The 10911-nt window shown below is 66.9% G+C and carries 12 protein-coding genes and 3 pseudogenes; 10 read left to right on the top strand and 5 right to left on the bottom strand.

Annotated features, from left to right (window positions below; all coding sequences use genetic code 11):
* From ABT070_RS45395 to ABT070_RS45405, 3 genes and pseudogenes are all read left to right on the top strand, one after another.
* Positions 1-89: pseudogene (locus tag ABT070_RS45395) on the top strand (IS5/IS1182 family transposase); the annotation flags it as partial.
* 10 nt (positions 90-99) lie between these two features.
* A pseudogene (locus ABT070_RS45400) lies at positions 100-321 on the top strand (MmyB family transcriptional regulator); the annotation flags it as partial.
* 498 nt (positions 322-819) lie between these two features.
* Positions 820-1878 carry a DUF4238 domain-containing protein gene (locus tag ABT070_RS45405; RefSeq protein ID WP_351769157.1) on the top strand — a complete coding sequence of 353 codons (1059 nt, stop codon included), beginning with the start codon at positions 820-822 and terminating at the stop codon, positions 1876-1878.
* 92 nt (positions 1879-1970) lie between these two features.
* On the opposite strand, the gene ABT070_RS45410 is transcribed toward ABT070_RS45405, so the two are convergent.
* Positions 1971-2414, bottom strand: coding sequence for a hypothetical protein (locus tag ABT070_RS45410; protein ID WP_351769159.1), 444 nt, complete (start codon positions 2412-2414; stop codon positions 1971-1973).
* A gap of 136 nt (positions 2415-2550) precedes the next feature.
* On the opposite strand from ABT070_RS45410, the pseudogene ABT070_RS45415 reads away from it, so the two are divergent.
* The 4 genes and pseudogenes from ABT070_RS45415 to ABT070_RS45430 form a co-directional block, all read left to right on the top strand.
* Positions 2551-2693, top strand: a pseudogene (locus ABT070_RS45415) (IS5/IS1182 family transposase); the annotation flags it as partial.
* A 64-nt stretch (positions 2694-2757) separates the two neighbouring features.
* Positions 2758-3171, top strand: coding sequence for a hypothetical protein (locus ABT070_RS45420; RefSeq protein ID WP_351769161.1), 414 nt, complete (start codon positions 2758-2760; stop codon positions 3169-3171).
* A 159-nt stretch (positions 3172-3330) separates the two neighbouring features.
* Positions 3331-3471 (top strand): hypothetical protein, encoded by a 141-nt coding sequence (locus ABT070_RS45425; RefSeq protein WP_351769162.1) that lies wholly within the window; start codon positions 3331-3333, stop codon positions 3469-3471.
* A gap of 275 nt (positions 3472-3746) precedes the next feature.
* Positions 3747-3992: a DUF3761 domain-containing protein gene (locus tag ABT070_RS45430; protein WP_351769163.1), complete on the top strand. Its 246-nt coding sequence runs from the start codon at positions 3747-3749 to the stop codon at positions 3990-3992.
* A gap of 922 nt (positions 3993-4914) precedes the next feature.
* Here ABT070_RS45430 and ABT070_RS45435 read toward each other — a convergent pair.
* The 4 genes from ABT070_RS45435 to ABT070_RS45450 form a co-directional block, all read right to left on the bottom strand.
* A complete protein-coding gene (locus ABT070_RS45435; RefSeq protein WP_451102109.1) occupies positions 4915-5631 on the bottom strand; it encodes a class I SAM-dependent methyltransferase in 717 nt (238 codons plus the stop codon).
* Between the two features lie 42 nt (positions 5632-5673).
* Complete coding sequence (locus ABT070_RS45440) at positions 5674-6192, bottom strand: glycine-rich domain-containing protein (RefSeq protein ID WP_351769167.1); 519 nt, start codon at positions 6190-6192, stop codon at positions 5674-5676.
* A 570-nt stretch (positions 6193-6762) separates the two neighbouring features.
* A complete protein-coding gene (locus ABT070_RS45445) occupies positions 6763-7302 on the bottom strand; it encodes a GNAT family N-acetyltransferase (RefSeq protein WP_351769169.1) in 540 nt (179 codons plus the stop codon).
* Entirely contained in the window at positions 7287-8552 is a 1266-nt protein-coding gene (locus ABT070_RS45450) for a helix-turn-helix domain-containing protein (RefSeq protein WP_502990208.1), read from the bottom strand. The genes ABT070_RS45445 and ABT070_RS45450 overlap by 16 nt, the downstream gene beginning before the upstream one ends.
* Positions 8553-8708: 156 nt before the next feature.
* Here ABT070_RS45450 and ABT070_RS45455 point away from each other — a divergent pair, with 156 nt between their 5' ends.
* From ABT070_RS45455 to ABT070_RS45465, 3 genes are all read left to right on the top strand, one after another.
* Positions 8709-9134: an ATP-binding protein gene (locus ABT070_RS45455; RefSeq protein ID WP_351769172.1), complete on the top strand. Its 426-nt coding sequence runs from the start codon at positions 8709-8711 to the stop codon at positions 9132-9134.
* Positions 9135-9584: 450 nt separating this feature from the next.
* The gene (locus ABT070_RS45460; protein WP_351769173.1) at positions 9585-10250 is read left to right on the top strand and encodes a hypothetical protein; all 666 of its coding nucleotides are present in this window, start codon (positions 9585-9587) and stop codon (positions 10248-10250) included.
* Between the two features lie 452 nt (positions 10251-10702).
* Positions 10703-10911: hypothetical protein (locus ABT070_RS45465; protein ID WP_351769175.1), on the top strand; the 209-nt coding region annotated here is incomplete at its 3' end.

Below are 10911 nucleotides of genomic sequence, written 5' to 3' on the forward strand. Positions count from 1 at the left end.
ACCGCCGCTACGAGCGAAAGCCGGAACACTTCCTCGCCTTCACCGCCATCGCCGCGACCCTCATATGCCACCGCAGACTCACCAACTGAAATGAAATCTAAGGAGAAGTGCCACGGCATCCAGCGCCTGCACCACCCGCTCGTCGGCGAACTCGACCTCCGCCTCGAATCGTTCCACCAGGCCGACGCCCACGAACAGATGCTGGTGACCTACCACGCCGAACCGAACTCCCCGTCCGCGGAGGCCCTGCGACTGCTGGCCAGCTGGGGCGCGGACGCGACCCGGGCAGGAACGAGCACGCCGTCGGCACGCACGGCTTGATCGCGCGAGCGACCAAGAGGCCGCGGAGCGGCGGGTGCAGGACGCAGTGCGGCGGCACGCCCGCACCAGGGCTTTCGCGGAGGCGGAGACGTCATCTCGGCTGTGCTGTCCGACTCGGCGATGCAGGAGGCGCGGGAGCGGGTGGAGGCTGCGGGAGACGGAGTTCGGGCTGGAGCTGTACGCCCATCTCCAGCCTTTCCAGGGACCGCTACGACCAGGCCGTGGCGGAGGGCGACGCGGCCTTGTGCGGGCAAGCACGGCCGCGGGGGGCGAATCTGTGTCCTGCCCGACGAGCACGAGACCTCTATGGAGGAACCGCACTGAAGACGCAACAGCGAAGGCCGGCCGATCGCATGGGTGGGCAGCGCACCCGACAGTTGGTGAGCGAGTCAGCAGGAGAGCCGCACATCCGCCTCACCCGGTGAGCCGCCGGAAACAAGCAGCGGAGCCGGACAGGTGAACCCGGGTGACAACTGTCCAGTCTTCCGGGGAGGATCCATGGCAGCTTCTCGAAGAGCAACAATTCTCGGCACCGGACGCCGGGTATTTGGCAGGATCGGGCGCGTGAAAGCAGCTCGAAAAACCCGGCAACAGCACGTCGTCTCCAAGGTCCTGCTCAAGCAGTTCGCCATGGACGAGCCGGATGACCGAGGACCCCAGGTGCGCCCCGTCGACGTGCACTTCCCGGAACGCTCGAACAAGCTGAAGAGCGCCAGGGCGTGTGGGTGGGCCGACAACTTCATAGCCTACGACTCCGCTTCTGCCGAAGATCTGTGGAACTCCGTGGAGGTGCGAGCTCCTGCTGCCTTCAAGGCTGTGCACGCTGGCACGCCGTTCGCTGACCCCCTGCACGTGGAGACCTTGCGCGACTTGATCGTGCTGCACTACGTGCGGTCACATCGCTCCCGTGATGTGTACGCCAACGCGTTCACGACCGTACGCAAGAAGATCCCCGGTGAGCTCGTCGAACGGTTCCCGGAGCCACTGCGCCGTGAGGCGTTGCGACAGACCGGGCTGCACCTGACAGGCTCAGATGCCCTCACCGCCTTCGCCGAACGGCTCGTCGAACAGTCTGAGGTCACCCAGGACTTCGGATCGGGCGCGCTGTTTCGCACCAGTATCGAGAGCATGTTCCACAAGGTGCGTGCCAAGTCCTCGAACTGGCACCTGGAGCTGCTGAGGCCGGAGAGCGGGCAGTTCCTGATCGGGGACAATCCGGCGCTGTCCGTACGCACGGACACCACACCCTGGCTGTGCAACATGGCCATCGGTGACGCGCACTCCATGGTGCTGCCCATCAGTCCCCGGCATCTGCTGGCTCTGGGGAGGCAGAACATTGCCGGCACTATCCCCCGCGCGTCCGTGGACCAGCTCAACACCGTGCAGGTCCTGGCCGCCGACCGCTACGTCTACATGCATCCCCGGAGCACGAGGCTGGAGGCGTTCGCGAGGGAGACGGCCAAACGGTGGCGACCGGACCCCGTAAGCCCTTACCGCGCGTCGACGTCGGCCACGGGAAGACGCTCTGTTCCGGGGCCGAACCCCGGCGTCACGTGACGGCTGTCCCCAACTGGCAGGCTCATCACAGGCGAATCGCGGGCCATGAGCTGCCAACCCGGCTGGTGAGCGCAGGTGCAGGGTCCATCCAGTCATCCACAGCTCAGACGCGCGACGATCGAGTTGCTTCTCGCCCCCGATTTGGTCTCGATCCAGAACATGACGTCGGAGCTCTTAACCTGGTGATGTGTGCCGCAGCCGAGATTGAATGGGTAATCAACCGTGTGCGAGCCGACCTTGCCATAACTGGGACTGGTAAAGCGATGATGCTCTTCTGCCCATCCAGATCCGTTGACGCCTTTGAATCCAAAACCAGTCGCTCGTCCGGTCCAGGAGACGCTGAGATATTCAAGCTGCCCCCTCTGGTACTTTGACCAGCCGATAACCTTCGGAGCGTCGACCTGAGTAGTCACCGCTGGCCAAGTCCCTGAGCTGGGGCGTTCCGGGCCCGCTGCGGCGAGTGCTGTTCCCGGGACCGCCAGTGCTGCCGCAAGTAGTGCTGAGCTCAGTCCAAGGGATGATCGTTTGATGCTCATAGCCGCACCTCTTTGTCGGTCAGACTCGACATAGCCGTTGCTAGGCTGTCAGCGATCAATTCCCATGCTAGAGGCGAATTGCGCACGAGTCGAATCTTCGGTGGGTCATCTGAGATTGCCCAGGAATATGGACGACGCCGCGATCGACGGCTTGCACGTCCGGACGCTCCAAGGGGGCTCACACCGCCCCTCGCCTGTCGACCAGGCCCGGCCCGGCCCGGTAGCAAACACCACCTGATCGTCGATCGGCCCGGCACTCCCTTGGTCGTCTCGCTGACCATGAGACGCCTGCCCGCGTCACTGCACAGTGCTGGCTGTGTTCTCGGTGCGGAACAGCTGACGGATGCTGGCTCGTGCGGCAGTCAAATCGTGGCCAGGACCGGTACGCCGCTATCTGGGAAAATGCCTCCGGCCCGGCGTGGCAGGCACGCCACGGGCTAACCACAGAGGCATACCCTACCGACTTGTGGACATCAGTGGTTACGGCTCGGATGGCCAGGACCGGTACGCCGCTATCTGGGAAAAAGCCTCCGGACCGGCATGGCAGGCACGCCACGGGCTAACCACAGAGGCATACCAGCGTGCTTTCGACGAGCTGGGAGGCCAGGGCTACCGACTTGTGGACATCAGTGGTTACGGCTCGGATGGCCAGGACCGGTACGCCGCTATCTGGGAGCAAATGCCGGGCGGTCTGTGGGAGGCGCGAACAGGTATCCCGGCCGACGCATTCCAACGGGTCTTCGACCAGCTGAGTTGATGCCTGGTCGCGCCGCTTGGTACGACGGGGCTTTTCCTGGGAAAGGCCCTCACCGCCGCCCGCCACGACAGGTTCGTCCAGCACCTGCGCGACGCCGGACTCGGGGCGCTGGCGGACCTCGGCTTCCTCGGCGCCAACGACGATGCGGGCGAGGAAGTGGTGGTCACCGGCTTCAAGGCCACCCGCTACCGCAAGCTGACCGCCGGGCAGAAGGAAGCAAACCGGGTACTGGCCGCCGGACGCGCGCCCGGTCTCCTTCGCGCCCTGCTCGTCCTGACCAACCTCGAAGTCGCCCGCTGACAGATGATCTACACCCGAGACAGCCGCCCACCACCAGCACGAGATTCTTGACGACCCCGCACACCAGCCCGCCTGACCAGCCAACTTCAAGATGGCGGAGGCTCACTGGTCGACAGAAAGGCAGGTCGGCTCGGATGAATGTTCTGGCGGTTCGAACCCTCAGTGTCTGTTCGTTCACATCCGTCACAGCCTGGTCACCGGCACGGTCACCCGCCGCACGGCGCCGGCCGGCGGGCGGATGATCGCGTCTTCCGGTTGGAACGAAAGGGGCTTTCATGCTGGCCAGGTTGAAGGGTGCAGTGACGGCGGTCGTCGTGGCGGGAGCGCTGCTGGCGCCGGTGACGGCTGCGACGGACGCGGTCGCGGCGTCATGCGCCCGGCACACCACGGGGGTGTGCAAGGCCAACAGCCCGCACCCACGCGGCGCGACGGCGAAGTGCAAGGACGGCACATACTCCTACAGCACCCACTTCCGCGGTACCTGCTCCCATCACCGGGGCGTCAAGTACTGGTACCGGTAGACCGGCACGCCCACTCCCGCGCTCCGGTGGACGCAGCACTGATATGCCCCCCCTGTGCTGCTGTGACAATCTCCGAGCAGGGCGCAGCTCACCGCGATCCTGTCCGCTCGAGGCCGGCAGTGACTGTGCCTGCTTCTTCGAACGTGGTTCGTTGGCGGCTTCAGGGTTCACCCGGCGGCCGACCGCCGCTGCGGCAACGAGTTCCGGAGACGTTATGGGGTGAGGGTTGCTCGGGCAGACGCTGCGTGGCAGGGCCGTACCCGTGAGCGTGGCGCGGGTCCCTGCCCGGGCGGACCGGGCAGGGAGCGTGGCGCTACTTGCTGGCTGTAGCAGCAAGGAGTGCGGCTATGGCCGTGAGCCATTCGGGGCTCATTCCGGCGCATCCCGCCACGGTCACAGTGATCACGATAGTGATCACGATGTGATGCCACCGGGTTGCGCCGTGTGTGGCGCACTGGGTCGGGTATGCCTCACAGAGAGGTGCGGTCAACGTACTTCTCCTTCCAGGGTTGCCTGGGGATTGGCCTTCGAGGCAGGTCGGTTGGGAAGCCGTGCGCCTGCTTCGGGGGCCTTTTTGTGTTGCTGATTCCCTACCCACGTGCGGGCTGTGTCTTCTGCGGTCGGAGCTCTGGTGGCGATGCACGGGGGGCGCATATGGGCATGCTCCCCACCATCTGGACGGTTGTGTACGCCGGTCCGGACTGTTGGAGGGGCTGACCTGGAACGCTTCAGCGTCACGACGGGAAGTCAGGCTTCTTTGGGAACCTGTTGTCCCTGAGCGCGCAGTTGTGCAGTGAACGCGTGCCTCTGCGCTGCCCAGCACGAGCTGCTGTCGCGCAGGATGACAACCTATGAGGATGTAGTGGGGGGGTGGCCAGCTCCGGCCCGTATCCGGCTGGGAACAAACCAGTCGGCAGCTGTGTCAGACGGCCCGCTCGTCGTCCGTGCGAAACGCGGTTACCAGGAGCGTGTCGGCGGCGCGCGGCCCCGGTCCGCCGGGTAGCACCTCGGTAGTGATCCGGGTGAATCCGGCCTCGTCGAGGAGCTTGGTCCACACGTGTTCCTGGAGCACCCAGCGGCGCATGAGGGCCGCCGCACCGTCCGGTGTCTTCGCACCGATCTCGGTGTGCTGCACGTCGGGGTGGGCGGGCGTGCCGCCGAGGTGATGGGCGAGGGTTGAGAACACCAGCCGTCCGCCGGGGCGCAGCGCACGTACGGCTGCGGGCAGCAGTTCGCGCGGTTCGGTGAAGTCGACGGCGCCGAAGACGCTGTAGAGCACATCGTAGGTGTCGGAGCTGGCCCTGAGGTGGGCGGGCACGTCGCAGAGGGCCAGGTGCAGCCGCGGGGCGAGGTGGCCGTACAGGTCGCTGGCTATGGCGTGCTGGGCGGGCGATGCGTCGATGGCGACGATGCTGGCGGGGTGGTGGTGGACGGCCAGGTGGGCTGCGTGCCGGGCCGCCCCAGTGCCGAGATCGCCTACGCGCCGGTCGGTGAGGTCGCCGAGGAGTTCCGCTCTGGGTCCGCTGTTCTGGCCCCAGCTCCAGTGGAAGTCGCTGGGCATGGCACGGTCGGTGGCATGCCGGGTGCGGCCGTAGTGGTGCCAGAGGTCTGCGGTGCCGGTGCGGGTCACCCGGTCCATCCTGGCGGGTGCCGTCGATCGCGGGGCAGATTCCGCCGAATCTCACCCGGGGGTGTGTGAAGCCCCGGCCGGCGGCCGGGGCCCTGTGTTCACCGCTCGAGGGCTGGTCAGTGTGAGTCGTTGCCCCGGGGGGCAGGGGCTGCACTTGGCGGCGTCCGCCCACAGCGGGAGGTCGACCTCCCAGCCGTCGGCGGCGATCACGTCTGCCGTGCGCAGCACCGAGCCGTCGTCCTTGAAGTCGGTCTCGGGGATGTGGTGGAGGAAGTGGCCGCTGTTGAAGCGATTACACAGGTCGAGGTAGGTGACGGTGTCGAGGATGACGGTATGGACTCCGATGTCGACGAGCGTGCTCGGGGCGAGCCCGAGGCCCTCGCCCCGGTGCCGTGTCGCGGTCAGCAGGTAGGCGTAGCCCTGGCCAAGGACCCGGGCCGCCATGACCGAGTCCCGCATGAGGAGCAGGACTTGCTTGTCCCACAGAGCAGTCGGCACGGCTTCCCGGGCGGAGCGGACGATGCCGATCGTCGGGTGGGCAGCTGGAGAGGGTGCGGTGGCCGTTGCCATGGTGCCTCCGTTGGACGGTGCCCAGGCCGGGAGCTCTCTCCTGGGCCGCATATCCTCTCTCCCATGGCCATTTTCCAGTAGCGGCCTTCTTGCCAGGCGATGGTGAGGACCCAGTGCCCGCGCTTCCGAAGCAACTTGTGCGTCACGGGCGGTCAGTCCTCGGGGCTGACACCGCCTCGGCGGCAGCGAGAGAGATGGGCTCGCCGCTCATGCGTCGCGCGCCGGCCGGGGCGCCGGGATCTCACCGGCGGGCGGGTCATGATGCGGCGCAGTTCTTCGACCAGTTCCGGAGTCGGATCAGAGGCGGCCGCGACTCGGGGCGTGGATCTGGGCGACGGTCGCGGGGCCGCGGATCGCGAGCCGCTCGGCGCGGGTCACACGGCGCCTTGCGAGGCTGCACCGCACCCTCCGCCGAGGCCTCGCCCACCTGCAGCGCCATCCGGAGCTCATCGACGGCTACTCACCGAAACCGGGCTGACCCTCAACCCCCGAAGCTAACCCGACAAGGTCAGTAATCAGGGTATGGGGGCCTGCAGCCGGGTGTTTTCACCTGAGTCCCTCCGTCAGAAACTAGCGCAGGGGTAGTTCGGCCAGCATGACGGCGTAGAGCGGTGAGTCGGCGAAGGGCTGGCGCACTCCAACCTGTCGGAAGCCCCAGGACTCGTACAGGGCCTGCACTCGCGGGTGATCGGTGTCGACGAGGAGTACCACCAGGTCTTCATGCCGTTCGTCGAGGAGGGCTCTGGTTACCAGTTCCGCTGTTCCTGTCTTTTGGTGTGTGGTCCGCACCGCCAGTTCGGAGTAGGCGAAGGTCGCGTGGTCGTCGGGGGGCTCCTCGATGTGCTCGCGCCACCATTCGCGGTGAGGCGTGGCGGGTGCTCCGTAGGCGAAAGCCACGGGTTGTTGTCCATCGAAGGCGACGACGCAGGCGAAGCCCGGGTTGCCTCCCCAGTGGTCGACGAACCAGGGGAAGCGCTGGTTGAACTGGTCGTCCATGGCGTCTGCGTAGGCGTCGGCGTGGATGTCTATCAGAGCCTGTCGGATCTGGGGGAGGTCTTCGTGTCCGAAGCGCCGGATGACCAGTTGCGGGGCGTTCAAGCTCGGCTCCATTCGCATCGGTAGCGGTCTGCCCACTGTTGAGCAACCCCCGTGGTCGGCGCAAGGGTGATCAAGTTGCGGTGGAAGTCGCCGAGAAGGAATCTCATTCGTCCTGGCAGCGGAGTGCCCGCCATCAGATCGAAGGCTTTCGATGCCGTGGCGCATGCTTGGTCGATCTCGCGCTGGTGAAGTTGGGCGAGGGCAAGCCGTGCTGTAGCCAGGGCCCGGTTCCTGCGAAACTGTGCTGGGATCGAGCCCAGAGCCTGGTGAGAGGCGGCTTCGGCTTCGGCGCTGTCTCCGATGCGGTCGCGCACGATGGCGGAGATGGCTGTCAGTTCGGCCGCTCCGTAGAAGGCCGACCAGGAGGGGCGGGGCTCCTGCGGTGGTGCCTTGGCCAGTGCTTCCTGGGCGCGGCCCAGAGAGCGCAGGGCGGCTTGGCGGTCGCCGAGGTTGGAGTGGCCGATGGCCGTTCGTGCGTGGGCGAGGGAGGCGAAGAACGGGTCGCGCCTGGTGATCGCTGTCGATTGGGCGGCCAGGCCTGAGTCGACGGCCTCGGCGTGGCCTCCGCGCTGGTGGGCGAGCATGGCGTAGGAGTTCCATACCCGCAGTTCCGCAACGGGATCTTGCCCCATTCCGGCGAGGTATAAAGCGCGGGCCAGCAGAGCCTCGGCCCGTTCGCCCCGGCGGGCGTCCAGGGCGCTCCAGGCTGCGGTGGCGGTGTAGTCGGCGGCGATGGAGAAGAGCCGTTGCCGGATTCTTTGGGTTGCTGCGAGTTTCTGCTTGTTCAGGGTTTCGGCTGCGCCGGCCAGCGCGGCTTTTTCGAGGGCTTCGTGGCCTCCGCAGGCGTCGTCCAGTTCCATCAGCGCATCCAGTCCGTTGCGCAGTCGGAGCACGTCGGAGGTACCCACTCGGGGCAGAGCGCCCAGGAGGGGTGTGGCGACAGCGGCGCTCGTTGCGCTGGTAGCGGTGAGGAAGTTCCTGCGTCTCACGGGGTTCTCCGAAGCGTTCGCGCAGCGGCTCGTTGCAGCTGGAGGCTTGAATCCCAGCTCTTGGGCAGTGCAGCCGAATACTGCCTCTAGCGCCTCACGTTGACGAGGGTGGGGCCACCTGGTCTTGCCCGTGAGCCAGTTACGGACTGTACGGTCGCCGACCGTCCCCTCGTGCCCGGCTCTCATGAGGTGAGCGTTCACCTTGTCGGCCAACTCGGCTTGGGTGAGGCCGCTCTGCCGTAACGCGCTACCGAGACGCAGGTTTCCCTCCATGTACCCACCGTAACCACTGGCGTCTCGTCAGTTCCCGACGAGGCCGGAAATTTCCGGTGGGCCGCGCTGCACACCTGCAGGATCTTTCCTCCCCTGCATCCGAAGGCGCAGGTTGACTGAGTCAGGCCGTCGTTCACCGACCCTTTCGAGGTCCAGATGATCGCGTTAACCAAGCCGCGTCTGCAAAGGCACCGGCCCGGATACTGCCAGGTGCTACCCGCTGCGAAGCAGAGTGCGGAAGCTGCTCGCCGGCTCGTCGAGACGGCATTGTCCGTGTGGCACCTGGAGTGCTTGACCGACGCTGGGACTCTGGTGGTGAGCGAGTTGGTGGCCAACGCAGTGACGCACACTGACAGCCACCGCATCCGCATCTCTGTCCGGCGTACGGGCGAGCGATCCGTACGGATCGGCGTCATCGACACCGCCCCCATGCCTCCCGCGCCCGCCGCGTCTGAGGACACCCTCAGCACAAACGGCCGCGGACTGCTCCTTGTGGATGCCCTCACTGAGCGTTGGGGAACGGAGCAATACCACTGGGGCAAGCAGGTCTGGGCCGAGTTGATCAGCGAGCCCGTCCGATGACCGAGCCGAGGTCTGCCACACCCGTACAAGACGGTGCAGGCAAAAGGACTACGGCGGGACGGGACGCCCGCGCCCGTGCCTGGCGCAAGTTCACGGGTTGGCTGGCCCGTTTCACCGGCCCGCTCCTCATCGTGATGCTTTCCGCGTCCTGCGGCTTCGTCATCGGCGTCGCGGTCTCCGCAAGCCGGTCCGCACCCTGAGCCCCGCACCACTTCGGCGGATTTGCCGATCGGGGTCCGGCAGGGAACCGGGGCAGGCCGCTCAAGCCCAGCGCACGTCAGCATGCCTCCCCGTCGTCTTCGCAAGCAGCCAACTATTCCGCCAGACCACCTGGACAGCCGCACCGCCCACGAGGGCCGCGGTGCCCTCAACTCCTCGAAAGACAGCAGCGTGATCACTCCCCCGCTCCCCTACAGCCCCCGCCCGCCAACCCTCCGCCAGCAACACCCCGTGCCCGCCTCGGACGCCTCCGGCCCTATTCCGTTCATCACCCAGCGCGAAGGCGAGGACGCAGCCCCCGACAACCTGATCCTCCTCCCTCATCCCGACGGCCGGCTCCACCTGCACTACCTCGACGAAGACCCCCGCGACCGCGACATTCGCGGCGTGCTGTGGGCGCGCTGCTCCTTCAATCCCCTCGACACACACGGCCAGCCGACCGGCCGTCCGCAGTGGAAACTCATGCACCCCTACCGGCAGCTGATGTGCATGCAAGCCCTGCACTGCCAGATCTGCACTGCCCCCGCCCGCACCCCACTCGGCCTGATCTTCCTTGCCGGCCCCCGCGACGAGACCCCCGGCGCAGCGGAAGTGCTGACCAACCAGCCGCCCGTCTGTGCCCGGCACGTGCGCACGGCAGCACGGCTGTGTCCCCACCTCGACGGCAGTCCGACCGTGTTCCTGGCGCAGAGCGCACCGCTGTATGGAACCACCGGCACCCTCTACGGAATCGGTGCCCGCGGCGTCCAACCCGTAGCGCAGCCAGGACCGCCCCTGCCCTACGGCCACCCCGACATGACCTGCTTCCTCGCCTCCCAGCAGATCCGCCGCCTCCACTCCTTCCGCGCCGTCGCCCTCGACGAACTCCTGCACGCACTCCGCCCAGAAGCTGCATAACTCCCTACTCGCAAGCAAGGAAGCCCCCGGCCCACGGCCTTTGTGCAGGCTCCAGCGTCGGGGCGGGAAGCCCCCCGACCGGCTCCCTAAAGAAAGCCACCTGTCGCCTCCCTGTTCCTGTGCGCTCGAAACTGGGCCGTTGCCGAAGGAGTTGAGGAGCCATCTAGCCCCTGCTCTGCGTACCGGGCCGCTGCGTACTTTGTCGCAGCGGCGGCCGCAGATTGACCCTGTGGTTCGTCTGCGGTCCGACCGCACCTCTCCCCATGCTCGATCCGAGGGTTCCCCTCTGAAGCCCCCGCGCACGGCACCCCCGTGATTCCGCATTGCCGTGCGCGGGCCCCCAGCCCCGCCGCAGACCACGCATCCAGGCCAGGCCTGCGGCGGGGCACACACACCCACACCCCTCCCCCTCACACACGCCCCTACCTATCCACCCCTTGTCAGAGGACTGCATGCACATCACCGTCCACCATGACGCCGGCCGCAGATTCAACAACCTGGCGCAGCGCGTAGAGGCCGTCGCCGCCGAAACCGCCCCGCTCGTCGAAGCGGTGACGGGACTGGTACTGCCCGACACGGTGGTCATCCGGACCATGTCCCCACGCGCATGGCTCAAGGCGCACCAGCGCCGCAGCGCACAACTGCTGCGGGCCGAAGCCCG

This window comes from Streptomyces sp. NPDC002884, from assembly GCF_040295245.1.
Classification (GTDB): domain Bacteria; phylum Actinomycetota; class Actinomycetes; order Streptomycetales; family Streptomycetaceae; genus Streptomyces.